We start from the raw sequence: 18108 nt of genomic DNA, 5'->3' as shown, positions 1-18108 counted from the left end.
GGAGGCCTCTCTAGAGGCCCCCATTCGACTTACGCCTCGGCAGCCACTCGGTGCGCCATGGCAACACCGGGCCTTATGGCTGAGCCGACTGACATCAGTTCATTCAATGCCGACACTACCTGATCGACAGTGATCGCCTGCATGGACGCCCGGCACTTTTTGCAAGGCAGCCGTGCGCCATTACCCAACGGCGTCTTGCCTTGATACAGATTGATATGGCCCAGGTAACCCGTGACCCGTGGCGAAATAAACTCTGAAAACAGCACAACGGCTGGCGTCGAAACCGCTGCAGCAGCATGGTGCATTCCGCCTTCAGCCCCAACAAAACCCCGGGCGTGAGCCAGTACGGCCGCCGCTTCGCGAAAACTGGCCGTCACGACATGCCGTACCCCTGGAAGCAGCCGGGTTCCCTCCGGCCCCAACTGCACGAAGTCGAAGCCGCACCGAGCCAGCTGTTCCCAACGCTCCCAGAGCCAGGCCTTGTTGGAATCGGTCACCTTGGTATGGGGCTCAATGACAATCGAGCCCTGGGCATGTTGTCGACCGAACGCCAGTTCCTGGGCAGAGAAAAATATCTCGCCAGGCACCAGCTCAAAGACCTGCCACTCGCAGACCTTCTTGTTCTTGCGGTAGATATACGGACGGCTCTTGGGTGCGTTGCATATCGTGACGCACCCTGGCTCCGGCTGTTTGAGAATATAGGGATTATTCTCCCAGATCTCCGACCAGCGCGGCTGCCCCTCACAATCCACGAAAACCACTTTCTGCCGTGTCTTTTCATAATGCACGCGGGCCTGACCCGCAGCCATCAGCTCGTCACCCCATCCCATTCGATTTCTCCCGAATGTAATGCCGAACCCAAAATGTGCCAGGAGACTAGCAGGCTCATCCTTAAGATTTGCTTAACCAAACTGCATTCGTAAGCGTTTCGTTAAGCAGACACCTTTCAAGGGTGTAAGCGGGTATTTCCATCGGTTCTGAGCGATGCTGTCGACAGCATCGTCACAGAGTAACCACAGGGGCACACGGCTTTTCAGCCAGACGTGCAATAGTGTGGGCTGATCGGATACCGGAGCGCTTGATGTACCAGGAACTCAACGAGCTATGGCTGCTGTTCATTCAGACCCTGGCCTGGACGACCTACTATCTTCAGCTCGGGCTGCTGCTTTGCGCTGTTGGCATTGTGGCCGGCCTTGTGAAATGGGGCGTATGGTGGGGTAAGGCTCTGGTTATAGGCTCTGTCGGGATTGCCGCCCTGCTTGCGCTGGCACTGGACGCCATTGGCAAACTGGTTGCCACGTTATAGATGAGAAGCATTATACAAGGCATGTCAAAAAATCCCTGGAGCCGAACCTGTAAGGAACACTACCCGGCACCGCCGGTCCGTGTGTAGGTGACAAAGAAACTGCTTATAACAAGTTGTTTATCCATGGAGACCACCATGACTGTCAAAGCCCTGTTTGCTGTAACTGCCCTTCTGGCCTCCAGCGCTGCGCTGGCAGCCTCCCCAGCGATGGAAAAAAATGGTGTTCTGGTCGATGACCAGGGCAGAACGCTATATACCTACGACAAGGACACTGAAGGAGTTTCCAGTTGCAATGGCAAATGCGCGGAAAATTGGCCGCCGCTCAAGGTAGAGGCTGGTAGCAAGCCTTCGGATGCCTGGACCGTGATCGAGCGCGAAGATGGCGCCATGCAGTGGACCTACAAGGGCAAGCCGCTGTATACCTTCGTCCAGGACAAAAAGGCTGGTGACAAGACTGGCGATGGCAAGGGTGGTGTCTGGCATATAGCCAAACCATAACGGCTCAGGAAACCGGCTACCGCGCCGGTTTCCCTTCTGACACACCGCTGCCAAGATGCACTGGCATGCTCATCAATACCCAGCACCTGAGCCCGGCATCAGCCCGCCTGAATACCCTCTTTCGAGAACTCTTCATGACCGACTCCTCGCCCATCCGTATCCTCGACTCACAGATTCTTGCCAATGACTGGGGCGTGCTGACCAAGTACACCCTGGATTACCAGCGGCGTGATGGATCACGACAGCAGCACACCCGTGAGACCTACGACCGCGGCAACGGCGCGACGGTACTGTTGTACAACCTGGAGCGCCGTACCATTGTGCTGATCCGACAGTTCCGCCTGCCGACCTATCTCAATGGCATTCCTGATGGCATGTTGATCGAAACGCCGGCCGGCCTGCTCGACAACGCCGCGCCTGAAGAGCGCATCCGCGCTGAAATCGAAGAGGAAACGGGATACCACCTCCATCATGTCACCAAGCTGTTCGAAGCCTACATGAGCCCGGGCTCGGTCACAGAAAAACTTTACTTCTTCGCGGCAGAATACGATAGCGATACACATAGAAGCGAAGGGGGTGGGCTGGCTGATGAAGGTGAGGACATCGAAGTGATGGAGTTTGGCTTCGATGAATTGCTAGACATGATTCGCGCCGGACGCATTCTGGACGCCAAGACCATTATGCTGGTGCACTATGCAGCGCTCTACTTGTTCCCTAAGCGCTAGACATCGTACACATGGCTAATCTGCCTCTCAAAGCGAATATCCTGCTGCAGACCTTGCGGCCTACGACCATGCTCTTCGTTGAACATGGCCAGGACGTGCTTTAACCAGATTTTCAAGCCGTTTCACACTTTTAGACCCCTCTCCTGCAAAGGCAGAAACCTCTGCGTTTGCAGGAGGTCGCACACCTCTTATCAGTTGAATCAGTGGCCAGCCAATATGCTGGCAAGCCCGTGATATGCAAGCACCGGATAGACGCATCAGGAAATAATATTCCGGCTTACTGGCCTGAAAAGGTGTGGATCGTTCAGGTTCTAGCCAGAATTTGGCATATACCCTGTTTGACGACTCCTGCGCGGCGTGCTCCATGCACAAACTCTGCATGAGGTGATTGCTGATCATAGGCCAGGCTTGTTACGGTACGGCCCTTTCCAAAAGATGGCCTTTTGTCCAGGCTCTCATACTTTTATTACATGACCATTTAATGCCTATGCCCACTTTTCTCGCAGCCCTTTTTTCTCGTACCCCGTTAGCCAAGGGCACACGCATTTTTTCCAAAGGCTCTACCTGGAGCGCCTGTTTGCTCGGAGCAGCCCTTACAGCAGGTCTGGGTCAAGTACAGGCCCAGGAAAACAAGGCGGCTGACCGTTGGGTCAGCGATACGCTGTCCACTTATGTTCGCAGCGGCCCGACCGATGGCTATCGTATCGTTGGATCACTCAAGTCCGGCCAGAAAGTCGAGCTGGTTAACACCCAAGGTGATTACAGCCAGATCCGAGGCGAAAGCGGTGATCTGGTATGGATTCGCTCCAGCGAACTGCAGGAACAGCCAGGCCCGGTAGAGCGTGTACCGCAACTGGAACAGCAGGTAAACGAGCTAAGCAGCAAGCTCAAGACGATCGATGACAGCTGGAAATCCCGCGTTCAGGGCATGCAGGAAACCATGGACGCCCGCAAAGCACGCATAGATGAACTTGAGCAGACCCGGCGCCAGCTAGATGCTGAACTGACCGACGCACAGTCCGAACTTCGCAGCGTTAAGGCGCGCCTGGGTGATGAGAACAAAGATGCCATGATGCGCTATCTCGTTTACGGAGGCAGTATTGCCGGAGCCGGCCTGTTGGCAGGTTTGATCCTGCCGTCATTTGCGGGTCGCAGAAAGCGCAACGATCGCTGGTTCTAAAGGGCAGGCTCCAGCACAACATATGTGCCTGGAGCCCTCCTTTTACTCATCAAGCACAAAGCGGGCAAGCCGCTGCCTGAGCATGCGGTTTTCCATACGCAGGGTTTCTACCTGGGTCAGCAGGTCGAGCGCCAGTGCGATGCCCGCCCAGTCCAGCTCAAGCTCTCGTTGCAGCCGTACGGCACGACGTACCGTATGCAACGCTGGCAGGTCGAATACCCATACTTCTGGTCGCGGCCCGCGTGGCTCGACGATGCCATGCTCGACAAGCTCGACGATGTGAATCACTGGCGTATCGACCAGCTGGCTGATCTCTTTGATGTCAAATTCCACGATTACGGTGGTCATCTCAGTCCCTCCACTCACTTCTGGGGTTGAAGCTGGCCTTGTTTGCCAATTGCTCCCATAGTTTCCGAGTAGCCTCATCATGAGTCTTGGGCATGACAATCTTGATCACGGCGTACAGGTCTCCTGCGCCGCCCTTCCGGGTTCGTAATCCCTTACCCTTGAGACGTAAACGCTGCCCCGCCTGGCTGTTGGCCGGAACGGTCAATTGCAGTTTTCCGCTCAAGGTGGGGACAGTTACCTTGGCGCCCAGTGCAGCTTCCCAGGGCGCAAGCGGAACGGTCAGAAGCAGGTCATGCCCGTCGACATCGAAGAGTGGATGAGGAACCAGCCGGACAACCAGATAAAGATCGCCGTCGGGTCCGCCATTGAGCCCTGGGGCGCCCCGCCCTTTCAACCGGATTCGCTCGCCATCGGTCACGCCTGCCGGAATACGTACGTTCAGGCTCTTGGGTACGCTCTCGTGACGCAGCCCGTTCGCACTATAGCTAGGCACCCGATAGTTGATGGTCCGCGGCTCGTCCGACAGCGTGTCTTCGAGAAACAACGGCAGTTCCATTTCCACATCCTGCCCTCTTCGTCCGGCACTACGCTCCTGGCCGCGCCCACTACCGGGTCGGGCACCAAAAACAGATTCGAAGAAATCGGAAAAATGCCGCTCGTACTGCCCGTCTCCTCCTCCGCCAAAATTGCCGTTGAACTCCCAGCCTGGCGGCGGCTCGAACTGCTGCCCGGCCCGGCCGTACTGGCGTAGTTGATCGTATTCGGCTCGTTTTTCCGGATCTCTGAGAACCTCATAGGCCTCGGAGACTTCCTTGAATTTGTTTTCCGCATCCGGCTCTTTGCTGACATCTGGATGATATTTGCGCGCCAGCTTGCGGTATGCGGTCTTGATCGCTTTTTCGTCTGCGCCCGGGTCGACGCCCAGTAGCGCATAATAATCTTTGAATTCCATCGAACCTCACCGTCTCGTCAATCGACAACAGTCAAAAGCAGACAGCCATGACAGGCCTGCCGCTGCCCGGTGATCGTGCCTGTCTATAACCATCGCCCTATCAGCCCGGTATGGCGCTGATACAGGTCAGTGCACGACACAAACACCCTTCGATAAAGATGTGGACAGTACGCCAGGAATCCAGTGCCGGTTGCGAAAAAGACACGGAAGGCAGCCGTTTGCCAAGCGGCTTCAGGCGCGCACCGCCTGTGCGAAGGCGGTGCGAAGGCGGTGCGCGAGGGAGGATCAGTTTTACTGCTGAATCAGATTGACGCGGTTGCCTGTGCCGGATTGGCTCAGGTTGACCCGTAGATCAGCACCGGTCTGCTGTAGCGTGCTGTGGTTATCCGATCCGCTCAGCTGGCTGAGATACGCCACGTTACGATCGCCCTGCTGCCCGATGATGATTTCATTGAGCGAGCCTTCGGTCGAAGCGCTCAGGATGTTGTCGCTACCCTCTTGCGTGCCGTACAGGACGTTACTGTTGCCGGTCTGGTCGGCATAGAACTCGTTACCGGTCCCGGTCTGGTTGGCGGTCGCAATGTTGTAGTCACCCACCTGGCTGAGCTGAGCGGCCTGCCAGTCACCTGCCTGGAAAGCATCGATACTGTTCGAGACACCACTCTGGGTAGTGTCTGCGTCGTTATTGCTGCCTTCCTGAGTGACCAGGGCGCCGCCATTCTGACCGTCGATACGAACAGCGGCTTGCTGCTGCGTACCGCGCTGGGTGACATAGGCCGAGGTATTCACACCACTGACCTCAAGCGTGGCCACGGAACCCTGGCTGTCCAGCTGGTAGATATTGGCGGAGGTATCGTTCCCTGTCTGAATGACCGTCGCAACGTTACTGGAGCCGTCCCGCTGCCACAGCAGAGCGGTGTGATTGTCGCCCTGTTGATTAACGGATACTTCACTGGCCACGGCCCCTTCCTGCAGCGTATGGGCCCAATGAGTATTGCCGTTTTGCGTAATCCGGGAGGTTGCCTGGGTCGTGTTTAGTTGCTCGGTTTCAGCTTCGTTGGCAGTGCCTGTCTGGCTCTGGTTGACTGAAGCCGATTCGGAAGCTTGCTGGGAGACCGACGCCTGATTGTTCCAGCCATACTGGTATTGGTTGGAATAGGCATTGGTCGAGTCAGCCTGCTCGACAGTCGCAACGTTGTAATTGCCCGCCTGTGCCTGCTGTGCAGTACCGGCTTGGCTATTGGCCTGAGCCAGACGAGCCTCATTGGCGTAACCGCTATGCGACTGCTTGGCGGCGTTACCGGAGCCGGACTGCTCGATCGTAGCCGTATTGAGCACACCGTGCTGGTCCTGTCGGGCCGTATTGTTTTCAGCGAAGGCTTGCGTGGCTAACACCGCGAGAACGGCAGCGGCGAGCGGTTTGAAGATAAACATAGCTCTCTCCATGAATGTTTATTTCCACCAGAGGTACAGCAAGGCCTAGAAGACCTTTACCGCATTACCATTGCGCAAGAACCTGCAAGGGCACCCTAGCGATCAGGCATTGTGAATCGGGAGGCTATATTCGCCGTTTAGCGCAGCGACGGGTATCAACCGAAAGATTGAAAATATGTGCGTCTTGCCTTTTGCCAAGCGATGACCGGCACCTTATGGATGGGCGGTTAGAACCTTACGACGCCCTTACGGCCTAATGGATAACGCCTGAATAAGGCCCGAACGGGAGACGAACATGAGCGACATCAAGCACCCCGAAAACCAGAACGCTGAAAACGAAGACCTCGATAATCGTGACGTCGATGACGACCAGCTAGACCAGGCCGTAGAGGAAACCTTCCCTGCCAGCGACCCGATTTCACCATGATCTGATCAGTCGATCGGATTTCTTCTACTCGGTCTTGGGGTTGAAGACTATATGCCTATAGCTTCAACCCTTTTTTTGTGCCTGATGTTTCCCAACGCCTGTCTATCACGGATGCGCTAACGGGTTGGCCATCAGGGGACGGATCAGAATCACCGAACGCAGCAGCGTTGAAAGCCTGGCTGCCGCCTTCGACATCCGGCGTAATCATTCCTGGATAGCAATCGTGCCCCTCATGCCTGTGGCAGTCAGGGCATGTTGCGATTGAAGCGTTAGCCTGCCGAGCGACACCTTTACTGATCGCTGTTGGAGCATCCTTGCAAGTTGGCCTGGGTCACGTTGCTGAACGCCGGAACACTACGCGTCAGCCAGACATTACCGCCAATGGTGGAGCCTTTTCCGATAGTGATGCGTCCCAGAATGGTCGCGCCGGCGTAGATCACCACATCGTCCTCGACGATCGGATGACGTGGATGCCCTTTTTGCAGATTACCGGACTCATCGGCCGGGAAGCGCTTGGCACCTAAAGTCACTGCCTGATAGATCCGGACCCGCTCGCCAATGATGGCTGTCTCACCGATAACCACGCCGGTACCATGATCGATAAAGAAGCTGGGGCCGATCTGCGCCCCTGGATGGATATCGATACCCGTGGCTGAATGAGCCAGCTCTGCAATCATGCGCGCCAGTAGCGGCAGGTCCGAACGATAGAGCTGATGCGCCAGACGATGGTAGATAACAGCCAGGATACCGGGATAGCACAGCAGCACTTCATCCACACTGCGCGCGGCCGGATCGCCCCGGTAGGCTGCCAGCACATCGGTATCCAAAAGACGGCGTAGATCAGGCAATGCCAAAGCAAAGTCCTGCACGATGCGCTGCGCCGGGTCTTCGACCAAGCATTCAGGCATCCCCCGCTGTCGGGCGGTATAGCACAGCTCCAGCCGCACCTGCCCTAACAGAGCATTGAGCGCACGGTCCAGCACGTGCCCTACGAAAAAGTCTTCGCTTTCCGCACGTAAGTCACTGGGTCCTAGACGGAGCGGAAACAAGGCGCTACAGAGCGACTCAAGGATCTCGCTCATTACCGCTCGCGAAGGCAGTTCACGGCTGCTCAGTTCTCGCGTTCGGCCATGCTGGCTACGCCATTCGTTACGAGCGTCATGCAGCTCATCTACGATTCGTTCCAGTTGCCAGTTGATCCCCGGGGCTTTACCCCGCACCGCATTTGAATCGCTCATTACCACGTTCCTGGAAAAAGAACCGGCGCGGGCCGGTCCTGGGTTCGACAATAAAACGTTGCGGCTGATCGAGCGCGCCCCAACGCCTGTTCGTACCTTACCGCATCGCCTGCCCGATCGGATAGGATGGGGACAGACCTGCCAACGCCGCACCGCCTGGCGTCAAGGCAACCATAAGTGGAACATTCATACAGGAGAACTCTTATGACGTTTGGCCCCCTGGTCAGTACCGAGTGGCTTGCCAACGCATTGGGCAACAAAGACCTGGTGATATTCGATGCCAGTGTCTACCTGCCTAACGAGTCGAAACATGCACGCGCCGAGTATGAGGCTGCTCACTTACCTAATGCTCGCTTCTTCGATATCGAAGAGATTTCGGATCAGGACACGACACTGCCGCACATGGTGCCCTCTCAGGGTCGTTTCGCCCGGCTGGTAGGTGAGCTGGGGGTCAACAACCAGTCCCGCGTTGTGGTTTATGACCAGAAAGGGTTGTTTTCAGCAGCGCGTGCCTGGTGGATGTTTCGCCTCTTCGGCCATGATCAGGTCGCAGTGCTCGATGGAGGCCTTCCCAAGTGGCAGAGCGAACATCGACCTGTAGAACAAGGCCCGGCACCTGTCGTACCGGCCCAGACGTTCGAAGCCACATTCCATGCCAGAATGCTACGGGGCCTGGGCGATATCCAGGCCAACCTCGACAGCCGCCTCGAACAGGTACTGGATGCGCGCGCGGCCAATCGCTTCGAGGGGTCGGTGCCCGAGCCGCGTGCAGGCCTGGCCTCCGGGCATATTCCAGGTAGCGCCAGCCTGCCTTATACCGACCTTCTCAATGCTGACGGCACGTTCAAGGATGTCGATACGCTCCGCGCGCGCTTTGCACATGCGGGTGCGGATGGCTCACGATCAGTGGTTACCAGTTGCGGCAGCGGCGTGACAGCAGCCGTTCTTCTCCTGGGACTGGCAGTGGCAGGCCTACCGGAAGGGGCCCTGTACGACGGCTCCTGGACAGAATGGGGCTCACGCCCAGATACCCCCAAAGCGACAGGACAGGCTTGAGCATTCCTGCGGTATCGCTCCTCTGACGGTACCGCCCCACCACCGCGGCGTAGGCTCCAAAGATTATTCTTTAGTCTAATAGACGCCTTTTCTAGGGTCTCGACCAAGACAGATCTTCTTCCCTGAGCCACGCTGTTTCAGGGCTCGGCCGCTTATGTGCTACTTAAAAGTGTTATCAGGCATACAGTTAAGCCATTTGTCTCATACGGTCTTTCAAGTGCGATAAACGAACAAATGGCTATTGCTTTAGGTAGCGAATCGATAGCATTATCGCGGCACGTCATCGTACAACCCTGGCCTTAAGGCACAAGGGTGAATTCCACAATAAATTTAATAATGGAATAACCTGAATGTTGAAGATCGCACCCTGCACGGCCTTATCTTCCCCACCCGATATTCCCCCCTCTTCCAGATTTCGCGGAGGCGTTTGCGCGTCCGCTTAGGTTCGGCTGCCTATTCAGGCCGGACATGAAATGCCCTGAGGATCAGGGCCTCTCCGCCTCTGATAAATCAATCCGTAAGAGATTGCGCTCAGGTGCGGCACCATTACTCATGGGAGTACAACAATAATGACCCTTCGCTATCTCTCTGTTCCTGCGTTTATCGGACTCACACCGCTTGCGCTGGCCTTGGCGTTACCGATGGCTGCTCATGCCGAAGGTTTTCTGGAAGACGCCAAAGTCAACGTGATGACCCGCAACTATTATTTCAATCGGGATTTTCGTAATAGCAGCAATATTCAGCAGAGCAAAGTCGAAGAATGGGGCCAGGGTTTCATTATGACGGCAACCTCGGGCTACACGCCGGGCGTTGTAGGTTTTGGTCTGGACCTGACCGGGCTCTATGGGATCAAGCTGGATAGCGGTCGGGGCCGCGCTGGCACTCAATTGCTGCCGGTACATGATGATGGGCGTGCCGCGGATGATTTCGGTCGTTTGGGCGCTACCTTCAAGGCTCGCATTTCCAAGACTGATCTGTTGTTAGGCGAATTGATGCCTAACGTACCCGTGCTTCGCTTTAACGATGGTCGCCTGCTTCCTCAGACATTCCGCGGTGCGACACTGACCTCCAAGGAACTGGACGGCTTCACGTTCTATGCTGCGCAGATTCGCCAGGTGAGCCTGCGTAACTCCTCTAACATGGAGGATCTGTCCATCACGACCGGCGGTGCCCGTCAGATTCGTGCAGCCTCTTCGGATCGCTTCAATTATGTAGGGGGTGAATACACCTTCAACGAGAAGCGCACCATGGTTGGCGTATGGCACGCGCAGTTCGAAGATGTCTACAAGCAGAACTTCTTCAACCTGACCCATACCCAGAAGTTCGGAGACTGGAGCCTGGGCGCGAACCTGGGTTACTTCACCGGTGAAGAGGAAGGCCAAGCGCGCGCGGGCAACCTGGACAACAAACTCTTCACTGGACAGTTATCCGCCGGTATTGGCGGCCACAAGTTTACCGTGGGTTATCAGCGCGTCAGCGGTGATAACGGCTGGCTGAGCGTTAACGGTTCCAGCGGCGGCAGTATCGTAAACGACATGTTTACCCAGAGCTTTGACAATGCCAAGGAACGCTCGTGGCAGCTGCGTTACGACTACAACTTTGCTGCTATGGGTATTCCGGGTCTGGCCTTCATGGCACGTTACGGTCATGGTGACAACATCTACGTCAACGCTGCCAATGATGACGGCTCGGAATGGGAACGTAACTTCGATGTGGCCTATACCTTCCAGAGCGGCCCGCTCAAGGACCTGAACATGCGTTGGAGAAACTCCATGGTTCGTCGCGACTATGGCAGCAACAACGATGTCGACGAGAACCGCCTGATCTTCAGCTACCCGATCTCGATTCTGTAAGCGCCAGGTCGATACAAAAAGCCCGTCTTTCGACGGGCTTTTTTTAACGCCTTGCCTACTGCCCTTCATATTGAGTTTGGCGCGACTCCACGCCCAGCTCATCCCATACCGACTCGGCCAAATGGAAGGTCGCGTTGGCCGCTGGGATACCGCAATAAATGGCGCTCTGCATGATCACTTCCTTGATCTCGTCGCGCGTTACACCATTGTTGGCAGCGGCGCGCAGATGCAGCTTGAGTTCTTCGCTCCGGTTCATCCCAATCAGCATGGAAATGGTAATCAGGCTACGGGTATGCCGCGGCAGGCCCGGACGGGTCCAGATATCACCCCAGGCATGCCGGGTGATCATCTCCTGAAACTCCTCGTTGAATGGCGTGAGCTTTTCCAGGCTGCGATTCACATGGGCATCGCCCAATACCGCGCGACGGACCTCCATGCCCTTTTCATAACGTTCGCGTTCGTCCATCTCGAGATCTCCTAAGCCGTCAGGAAAGCCAGAACACGGCGACTGAATGCTTCGCCGGCCTGTACATTGGAAAGATGCGCAGCATCGAATTCCGCATACTCGGCATTCGGAATTTGAGCCTGCATGTAGTGACCGTCGGCCGGTGTGGTGACGGCATCGTGCGTACCCGCCACGATAAGCACCGGAACGGTGACGGCCTTGAGATGCTCACGAAAATCACCGTCACGCACGGCAGCACAATTGGCGGCATACCCTTCTGGCGAGGTAGCTGCGAGCATGTCGGTAATGCGCTTGACCTTGGCTGGCTCTGCCTGAGAGAACTCAGGTGTAAACCAGCGCCCAATAGAGGCATCACGCAGATTGACCATGGCCGCCTGGCCGCCCTTCAAAACCGTATCAATACGGTCATTCCAACCGTCTGCCGTTCCGATCTTGGCGGCGGTATTACAGATAACGACACGCTGGATACGGTCACTGGCGTTTACTGCCAGCCACTGCCCGGTCAGTCCACCCATGGACAGTCCACAGAAAAAGGCTTTCTGAACCTTGAGCGCATCCAGCAGCGCCAAGACGTCATGGCCCAATTGCTCAATGGTGTACGGACCGGGCGTAACGGTGGAGCCGCCGTGGCCCCGTGTGTCATAACGCAGTACGCGAAAATGCTCGGTAAAAGCGGGAACCTGGTCATCCCACATATGCAGGTCAGTGCCCAGCGAGTTGGACAGTACCAGAACCGGCGCGTCTTCACGGCCATCGAAACGGTAATTCAGTTCGCCCTCGGCGAGTTGCACAGTTGGCACAGGAATCCTCCTAGCGAGCAGACGTCAGTGAATGGTGTTCGGCACAGGCGCGTTCTACCCAGGTGCGGGCCTGCCCCAAGTAGTGCGCAGGATCGAGCAGATGATCCAGCTCATCGGCAGACAGCTCGGCGGTCACGGTCTCGTTCTGCCCGAGCGCCTCACGCAGGTGGCATTTCTGCTCGACCGCACGACGGCAGCACTGCTCGACCAGCTGATGCGCCTGCTCACGGCCGACACGTTGGCTAAGGGTAATGCTGACAGCCTCGGCCAGTACCAGTCCGTGGGTCAGCTCCAGGTTTGTGCGCATGCGTTCGGCATCAACCTCCAGCCCTTCGGCTACCAGCAACGCCTGTTCCAGCGCACCCGCAGTCAGGCAGAAGATATCAGGCAGGGTGTCCCATTCGGCATGCCAGAGACCCAGGCTGCGCTCGTGTTCCTGAGGCATGGCTGCGAACATGGTGGCGACAAGGTTAGGAATGCGGGTCGCAGCGCTGATCAGGACTGCCGCGCTGACCGGATTGCGTTTGTGAGGCATGGTCGAGGAACCACCCCGCCCCAGCCCGGCCGGCTCGAAAACTTCCGCCGCTTCTGTCTGCATCAACAGGGAAAGATCACGCCCCAGCTTGCCGAGGCTTCCGGCAATCATGCCGCACACACTGGCGGCTTCTACCAAGCGGTCCCGCTGGGTATGCCAGGGTTGATCAGGCAGTGTCAGGTCAAGTTCTTTAGCCAACGCCTCGGCGACCGGCATGGCCTTGTCACCGAGCGCCGCCAGTGTGCCCGACGCCCCACCGAACTGCAGCACCAGAACACGCGGCTTGAGCTCAGCCAGCCGTTGGCGATGACGGGTAATTGCGCCTAGCCAGCCGGCAATCTTCATACCCAGCGTGACGGGCGTTGCATGCTGCAGCCATGTCCGTCCGGCCAAGGGCGTGTCTACATAGCGCTGAGCCTGTTTGGCCAGGGCATCAGCCAAGGCAGCCAGACCGTCTTCCAGCAGCGCGAGGGCTGCGCGGACCTGCAGCACAAGCCCAGTATCCATGACGTCCTGACTGGTGGCGCCCATGTGCACATAGCGCTCGGCCTCGGGGCTTGTACGCTTGATTTCACGTCCCAGTGCCTTGACCAGCGGAATGGCCGAGTTGCCGCTGCTCACGATGGCCTGCTGCAACTCGGCAAGGTCATAGGCCTCGGCGCGGCAAGCCGCCTCGATCGGTGCGACGGCATCCTTGGGAATCAGGCCGACCGCGGCTTCGGCTCGCGCCAGGGCGGCTTCGAAATCCAGCATGCCCTGCAGGCGCCCGCTATCACTGAAGACATCACGCATCGCAGCCTGGGTAAAGTAGGCATCGAAGAGCTGATGGGTCGGACGCTGACTCATATGCATTTATCCTTGTTAGTGATCGTCATGCAGATAGCTGGCTCTGCGCGGCAGGCGCAGGCTTACCAGGAAGGCTACTACCAGCATGCAGGACACATAGATGTAGAAGAGATTCTCATGCCCCATGGCTTTGAAGTTCAGCGCAACGAATTCGGCCGAACCGCCAAACAAGGCATTGGCTACGGCATAGGAGAGCCCTACCCCTAGCGCACGCACCTGTGGCGGAAACATCTCGGCTTTTACCAGGCCACTGATCGAGGTGTAGAAACTTACAATGGCCAGCGCGAGAATGATCAAGCCAAAGGCAATGACCGGGCTGGTCGTGGTTTTCAGAGTTAGCAGGATGGGATAGGTACACAGTGCGCCGAGCGCACCGAACCACAACATGGAAGCGCGGCGGCCGATACGGTCAGACAAGGCACCGAACAGCGGCTGCATCAGCATGTACAGGAACAGCGCACCGGTCATGATGCCGCTGGCCGTCTTGGCATGCATGCCTACGGTGTTGACCAGGTACTTCTGCATGTAAGTTGTAAAGGTATAGAAAATCAGCGAGCCACCGGCGGTATATCCCAGCACAGTGAAAAACGCCGCCTTGTGATGTTTGAACAGAGCCGACAGCGAACCCGCCTCTTTGGCGGCACGGCTTTCTGCCGTCGTAGTTTCCTCAAGCGAGCGACGCAGCAACAGCGAAATCACGGCAGCAACCGCACCCACTGCAAAAGGAATACGCCAGCCCCAGGCACGCAGCTCATCTTCGGACAAGACCTGCTGAAGGATGACCACCACCAGCACCGCCAGCAACTGTCCGCCAATCAGCGTCACATACTGGAACGAGGCATAAAATCCGCGCTTACCCTTTAGCGCCACCTCACTCATATAGGTTGCAGTAGTGCCGTATTCACCGCCGACCGACAAGCCTTGGAAAAGTCGCGCCATGAGCAGAAGAAGCGGCGCCCAGAAGCCAATGCTGTCGTAGGTGGGCAGGCAGGCAATCACCAGTGAGCCGGCGCACATCATGAGCACGGAGATCATCATTGACGTACGCCGCCCATAACGGTCGGCTACCCCACCGAAGATCCAGCCACCGATGGGTCGCATCAGAAAGCCTGCGGCAAATACACCGGCAGTGTTAAGCAGTTGAACGGTGGGGTCGTCTGAGGGGAAAAACGCGTGAGCAAAATAGATGGAGCAAAAGGAGTAAACGTAAAAGTCGAACCACTCGACCAGGTTGCCGGATGAGGCGCCGACAATGGCGAAGATTCTTTTACGACGCTCTTCCAACGTATAGGAACTGGTAGTCATTCGATCCGCTCTTGTCATTGAAATAGCAATAATCCGGCACGCAATCGATCCTGACGTGCCGGTGAATGACCCTACAGAGGGCAGCCTTTGCCCTGTCGCAGGGTGTGCCGCCTACGCGTGACGGATTCGCAGGCCTTGGTGAGACATGTCCTTTTACAATTCTCTCCTTTGCAAAGCCGCAAATCCTTCGCGCTGGCGCAGATCACCCTTATTCCTCATCAGCGCCCCGTTGTACGAGGCGCCCAAGACATTGACCTCAAACGCGCTCGACTGCCAGCGCCAGACCTTGTCCAACCCCAACACACATGGTCGCGAGCCCCAGCTGCTTGTTGGTCTTTTCCAGCCAATGCACGGTAGTCATGACCAGGCGTGCACCACTCATCCCCAGCGGATGACCCAGTGCAATGGCGCCGCCCTGCGGATTTACTTTTTCACTGTCGTCCGGTAATCCCAAGCCGCGCACTACCGCCAGGGCCTGGCTGGCAAAGGCCTCGTTCAGCTCAACCACATCGAAGTCTTCAATGGTTTTCCCCAGACGAGTCAGCAGCTTTTGCACCGCCGGCACTGGGCCGATTCCCATGACACGTGGCGCAACGCCGCCACTTGCCATACCGAGAATGCGGGCGCGAGGCTTGAGGCCATACTTCTGCACGGCCTCGGCCGAGGCGATGATCATGGCCGCAGCGCCGTCATTCACACCCGAGGCATTACCCGCCGTGACGGTCTTGTCGGGCCCATTGACGGGCTTGAGCTTGGCCAGCATCTCCAGCGTGGTATCAGGGCGTGGATGCTCGTCCTTGTCGACGATCGTCTCGCCTTTCTTGTGGACGATTCGCACCGGCACGATTTCTTCGGCAAAGAAGCCGCTCTCCTGGGAAGCCGCCGTGCGCTGTTGGCTGCGCAACGCAAAGGCATCCTGATCGGCCCGGGAAACATTGTGATCCTGCGCGACATTGTCTGCCGTTTCCGGCATGGAATCGGTACCGTACTTCTGTTTCATCAATGGGTTCACGAAGCGCCAGCCGATGGTGGTGTCTTCGATCTTCTGTCCGCGGGAAAACGCAGTGTCCGCCTTGCCCATCACGAACGGAGCGCGGGACATCGATTCCACACCGCCGGCAATGGCCAGCTCCATCTCACCTGTGGCAATGGCGCGGTAAGCCGTCCCTACAGCGTCCATTCCCGACGCGCAAAGGCGGTTCAAGGTAACGCCCGGTACGGTTTCCGGAAGGCCTGCTAATAGAAGCGCCATACGCGCCACGTTACGGTTATCCTCGCCCGCCTGGTTGGCGCAGCCCATGAATACCTCATCGACTTCCGCCCACTGCACTCCAGGGTTGCGCTCCATCAGCGCCTTGAGCGGAATAGCCGCCAGATCATCGGCACGGACGCTGGACAGCGCACCGCCAAAGCGTCCAATAGGTGTACGAACGGCATCGCAGATGAATACATCACGCATCATGAGTCTCCTGATACCGCTCCTGGTCGGGCCGATGGCCCATGGGTAAGGAGGCGGTGTGACGGTCATGGCAGCACCTGAAATCGAGGGTGCCAGCTACCTGGGTCGTACTCGCCCGGACGGAAGACCAGGCGAGTGATGTTGAACGGAACAGTAAGCCGCAAGGCTGTAAGCAGACAATCCGATAATCGAATCTACGGTCGATTATCGAACACGTTTATCTATTCCCGTATGCGGTTGCGTGAATCGAAAAGGCCTTATGACGCATCAGAATGACTGACGATACCCTTGATCACTACAGCCGCCGTAGCCAGCGCAGCAGGCACCACCAGCGCAGTCAGCACCTGCTCGAAATTCCATCCCAGCCCCAGTAGAGTGGCCCCCATCCAGGCCCCCAGAATGGCACCGAAGCGTCCGATACCCAGCATCCAGGACACCCCTGTGGCACGACCCTGGGTCGGGTAGAAGCGCGCCGCCAGTGAAGGCATGGCGGACTGCGCACCGTTGATGCACATCCCCGCAACCAGTACCAGCGTAGCCAGCAACGTCACGTGACCCAGGCTCTGCCCGACACAGTACGCAAAGACACCGGCGAGCAGGTAAAACGTGCCAATGACCCAGTGCGGATTGACCCGGTCCATCGCCCAGCCCACGGCTACCGCGCTAAGCACGCCACCAAACTGGAACAGGGCTCCGATGAATGCAGCCTGCTCCATACTTGCCCCGCTGTCGCGCATCAGGGTAGGCAACCAGCTTGTCAGCAGGTATACGATGACAAGTCCCATGAAGTAGGTCAGCCAGAGCAGCACCGTGCCCAGCCCACACGCCTTGGAGAAAATAACGGCAAAGACATTGCGCGCCTTGACTGTGCGCTGCTCTGGTACGCTGAACTCCCTGGCCTGCTGCACGATACTTGGGCCGATGGGCAGCAAGGCCTTGCGAATCCGTGCCACGCCCCGGTTATGCACCACCAGATAGCGGGCCGATTCCGGCAACCACAGCAGCAGCACCACTGCCAGAGCTATCGGTAGCAAGCCCCCGAGCAACAGCAGGCTATGCCAACCGAACGCCGGAATCAGCTTGGCAGAGATGAACCCGCCACACGCCATGCCCAAATTGAAACCACAGAACATGCTGGTTACCAGTAACGACTTGAGCCGCTCCGGGGTGTACTCAGACAGCAGCGTCGTGGCGTTCGGCATGGCGGCGCCTAGGCCAAGGCCGGTCAGAAAACGCAGGATCACCAGTTGATCCACCGTACCGCTGTAGGCCGAGATCACGCTGAAAAATCCAAAGATGGAAACGGCAGCAACCAGGACGACTTTACGGCCGAAGCGGTCCGCCAACGGTCCCGAGCCCAACGCACCAAACACCATCCCAACCAGGGCAGCGCTCATGACCGGTCCAAGGCTTGCTCGATCGATACCCCAGTCCTGGGTCAACGCCGGCGCGATAAACCCCATGGCAGCAGTGTCCAGGCCATCCAGGAAAACGATCAAAAAGCACAACACCACGATTCGCCACTGATAGCGGCTCAGCGGCTGGGCATTGATAAACGTCTGAACATCAAGCGTCGAATTGGTCGAAGACCCCGTCATGACAAGGCCCTCAGCATCCACGAACCGAAAGAAAACGCATCGGGGCGATGCGCATGCACCATCCCGTTCACGGGAGAAATCA

18 protein-coding genes are annotated in these 18108 nt (G+C 57.4%); 7 read left to right on the top strand and 11 right to left on the bottom strand.

All coding sequences use genetic code 11. The features are described 5' to 3' along the window. Positions 1-29 precede the first annotated feature (29 nt). Positions 30-830 carry a glycosyltransferase family 9 protein gene (locus EAW52_RS06575; RefSeq protein ID WP_122041854.1) on the bottom strand — a complete coding sequence of 267 codons (801 nt, stop codon included), beginning with the start codon at positions 828-830 and terminating at the stop codon, positions 30-32. A gap of 251 nt (positions 831-1081) precedes the next feature. Between EAW52_RS06575 and EAW52_RS06570 the strand changes: the two genes are divergently transcribed. The 4 genes from EAW52_RS06570 (at position 1082) to EAW52_RS06555 (ending at position 3709) form a co-directional block, all read left to right on the top strand. After that, positions 1082-1306 (top strand): hypothetical protein, encoded by a 225-nt coding sequence (locus EAW52_RS06570; RefSeq protein ID WP_010795453.1) that lies wholly within the window; start codon positions 1082-1084, stop codon positions 1304-1306. A 135-nt stretch (positions 1307-1441) separates the two neighbouring features. Continuing rightward, positions 1442-1804: a hypothetical protein gene (locus EAW52_RS06565; protein ID WP_074825039.1), complete on the top strand. Its 363-nt coding sequence runs from the start codon at positions 1442-1444 to the stop codon at positions 1802-1804. Between the two features lie 134 nt (positions 1805-1938). Next, positions 1939-2529 (top strand): NUDIX domain-containing protein, encoded by a 591-nt coding sequence (locus tag EAW52_RS06560; protein WP_010795455.1) that lies wholly within the window; start codon positions 1939-1941, stop codon positions 2527-2529. A 487-nt stretch (positions 2530-3016) separates the two neighbouring features. Further along, positions 3017-3709: a TIGR04211 family SH3 domain-containing protein gene (locus EAW52_RS06555; protein WP_372238907.1), complete on the top strand. Its 693-nt coding sequence runs from the start codon at positions 3017-3019 to the stop codon at positions 3707-3709. Positions 3710-3751: 42 nt separating this feature from the next. Here the strand turns inward: EAW52_RS06555 and EAW52_RS06550 are convergent, their stop codons facing one another. The 3 genes from EAW52_RS06550 to EAW52_RS06540 form a co-directional block, all read right to left on the bottom strand. Then, entirely contained in the window at positions 3752-4057 is a 306-nt protein-coding gene (locus tag EAW52_RS06550; protein ID WP_122041852.1) for a chaperone modulator CbpM, read from the bottom strand. A 1-nt stretch (position 4058) separates the two neighbouring features. Next, positions 4059-5009 carry a curved DNA-binding protein gene (gene cbpA / locus EAW52_RS06545; RefSeq protein ID WP_122041851.1) on the bottom strand — a complete coding sequence of 317 codons (951 nt, stop codon included), beginning with the start codon at positions 5007-5009 and terminating at the stop codon, positions 4059-4061. Between the two features lie 291 nt (positions 5010-5300). Then, complete coding sequence (locus EAW52_RS06540) at positions 5301-6443, bottom strand: hypothetical protein (RefSeq protein WP_162997601.1); 1143 nt, start codon at positions 6441-6443, stop codon at positions 5301-5303. A 295-nt stretch (positions 6444-6738) separates the two neighbouring features. Here EAW52_RS06540 and EAW52_RS26365 point away from each other — a divergent pair, with 295 nt between their 5' ends. Continuing rightward, positions 6739-6870, top strand: coding sequence for a hypothetical protein (locus EAW52_RS26365; RefSeq protein WP_010795460.1), 132 nt, complete (start codon positions 6739-6741; stop codon positions 6868-6870). 290 nt (positions 6871-7160) lie between these two features. Here EAW52_RS26365 and epsC read toward each other — a convergent pair whose 3' ends face one another. Next, the gene (gene epsC / locus EAW52_RS06535; protein WP_122041849.1) at positions 7161-8108 is read right to left on the bottom strand and encodes a serine O-acetyltransferase EpsC; all 948 of its coding nucleotides are present in this window, start codon (positions 8106-8108) and stop codon (positions 7161-7163) included. A gap of 204 nt (positions 8109-8312) precedes the next feature. Between epsC and sseA the strand changes: the two genes are divergently transcribed. Together sseA and EAW52_RS06525 are read left to right on the top strand one after the other, a co-directional pair. After that, complete coding sequence (gene sseA, locus EAW52_RS06530) at positions 8313-9164, top strand: 3-mercaptopyruvate sulfurtransferase (RefSeq protein ID WP_122041848.1); 852 nt, start codon at positions 8313-8315, stop codon at positions 9162-9164. Positions 9165-9733: 569 nt separating this feature from the next. Further along, positions 9734-11017, top strand: coding sequence for an OprD family porin (locus tag EAW52_RS06525; RefSeq protein ID WP_122041847.1), 1284 nt, complete (start codon positions 9734-9736; stop codon positions 11015-11017). A 55-nt stretch (positions 11018-11072) separates the two neighbouring features. Here EAW52_RS06525 and pcaC read toward each other — a convergent pair whose 3' ends face one another. The 6 genes from pcaC to EAW52_RS06495 form a co-directional block, all read right to left on the bottom strand. Further along, positions 11073-11483 (bottom strand): 4-carboxymuconolactone decarboxylase, encoded by a 411-nt coding sequence (gene pcaC, locus EAW52_RS06520; protein WP_010795464.1) that lies wholly within the window; start codon positions 11481-11483, stop codon positions 11073-11075. 11 nt (positions 11484-11494) lie between these two features. Next, on the bottom strand, positions 11495-12283 hold the full coding sequence (pcaD, locus tag EAW52_RS06515) for a 3-oxoadipate enol-lactonase (protein WP_122041846.1): 789 nt from the start codon (positions 12281-12283) through the stop codon (positions 11495-11497). A gap of 10 nt (positions 12284-12293) precedes the next feature. Next, complete coding sequence (locus EAW52_RS06510; RefSeq protein WP_122041845.1) at positions 12294-13664, bottom strand: 3-carboxy-cis,cis-muconate cycloisomerase; 1371 nt, start codon at positions 13662-13664, stop codon at positions 12294-12296. 15 nt (positions 13665-13679) lie between these two features. Continuing rightward, positions 13680-14969, bottom strand: coding sequence for an MFS family transporter (locus tag EAW52_RS06505; RefSeq protein WP_122041844.1), 1290 nt, complete (start codon positions 14967-14969; stop codon positions 13680-13682). Positions 14970-15225: 256 nt separating this feature from the next. Beyond that, the gene (gene pcaF / locus EAW52_RS06500) at positions 15226-16431 is read right to left on the bottom strand and encodes a 3-oxoadipyl-CoA thiolase (RefSeq protein ID WP_073449465.1); all 1206 of its coding nucleotides are present in this window, start codon (positions 16429-16431) and stop codon (positions 15226-15228) included. Between the two features lie 254 nt (positions 16432-16685). Then, on the bottom strand, positions 16686-18026 hold the full coding sequence (locus EAW52_RS06495) for an MFS transporter (protein ID WP_122041843.1): 1341 nt from the start codon (positions 18024-18026) through the stop codon (positions 16686-16688). Positions 18027-18108: the final 82 nt, after the last annotated feature.

The sequence above is a fragment of the Pseudomonas sp. LTJR-52 genome, from assembly GCF_003691465.1.
GTDB classification, from domain to species: Bacteria; Pseudomonadota; Gammaproteobacteria; order Pseudomonadales; family Pseudomonadaceae; genus Chryseomonas; species Chryseomonas luteola.
This window is presented reverse-complemented; position numbering and strand designations above follow the sequence as displayed.

Excerpts from the sequence above, each read along its gene's own strand:
- EAW52_RS06570 (WP_010795453.1), top strand. The coding sequence starts at position 1,082 with ATGTACCAGGAACTCAACGAGCTATGGCTGCTGTTCATTCAGACCCTG.
- EAW52_RS06525 (WP_122041847.1), top strand. The coding sequence starts at position 9,734 with ATGACCCTTCGCTATCTCTCTGTTCCTGCGTTTATCGGACTCACACCG.
- EAW52_RS06510 (WP_122041845.1), bottom strand. The coding sequence starts at position 13,664 with ATGAGTCAGCGTCCGACCCATCAGCTCTTCGATGCCTACTTTACCCAG.
- pcaC (WP_010795464.1), bottom strand. The coding sequence starts at position 11,483 with ATGGACGAACGCGAACGTTATGAAAAGGGCATGGAGGTCCGTCGCGCG.
- EAW52_RS06540 (WP_162997601.1), bottom strand. The coding sequence starts at position 6,443 with ATGTTTATCTTCAAACCGCTCGCCGCTGCCGTTCTCGCGGTGTTAGCC.
- EAW52_RS26365 (WP_010795460.1), top strand. The coding sequence starts at position 6,739 with ATGAGCGACATCAAGCACCCCGAAAACCAGAACGCTGAAAACGAAGAC.
- sseA (WP_122041848.1), top strand. The coding sequence starts at position 8,313 with ATGACGTTTGGCCCCCTGGTCAGTACCGAGTGGCTTGCCAACGCATTG.
- EAW52_RS06555 (WP_372238907.1), top strand. The coding sequence starts at position 3,017 with ATGCCCACTTTTCTCGCAGCCCTTTTTTCTCGTACCCCGTTAGCCAAG.
- EAW52_RS06495 (WP_122041843.1), bottom strand. The coding sequence starts at position 18,026 with ATGACGGGGTCTTCGACCAATTCGACGCTTGATGTTCAGACGTTTATC.
- EAW52_RS06575 (WP_122041854.1), bottom strand. The coding sequence starts at position 830 with ATGGGATGGGGTGACGAGCTGATGGCTGCGGGTCAGGCCCGCGTGCAT.
- pcaF (WP_073449465.1), bottom strand. The coding sequence starts at position 16,431 with ATGATGCGTGATGTATTCATCTGCGATGCCGTTCGTACACCTATTGGA.
- EAW52_RS06565 (WP_074825039.1), top strand. The coding sequence starts at position 1,442 with ATGACTGTCAAAGCCCTGTTTGCTGTAACTGCCCTTCTGGCCTCCAGC.
- cbpA (WP_122041851.1), bottom strand. The coding sequence starts at position 5,009 with ATGGAATTCAAAGATTATTATGCGCTACTGGGCGTCGACCCGGGCGCA.
- EAW52_RS06550 (WP_122041852.1), bottom strand. The coding sequence starts at position 4,057 with ATGACCACCGTAATCGTGGAATTTGACATCAAAGAGATCAGCCAGCTG.
- EAW52_RS06505 (WP_122041844.1), bottom strand. The coding sequence starts at position 14,969 with ATGACTACCAGTTCCTATACGTTGGAAGAGCGTCGTAAAAGAATCTTC.
- epsC (WP_122041849.1), bottom strand. The coding sequence starts at position 8,108 with ATGAGCGATTCAAATGCGGTGCGGGGTAAAGCCCCGGGGATCAACTGG.
- EAW52_RS06560 (WP_010795455.1), top strand. The coding sequence starts at position 1,939 with ATGACCGACTCCTCGCCCATCCGTATCCTCGACTCACAGATTCTTGCC.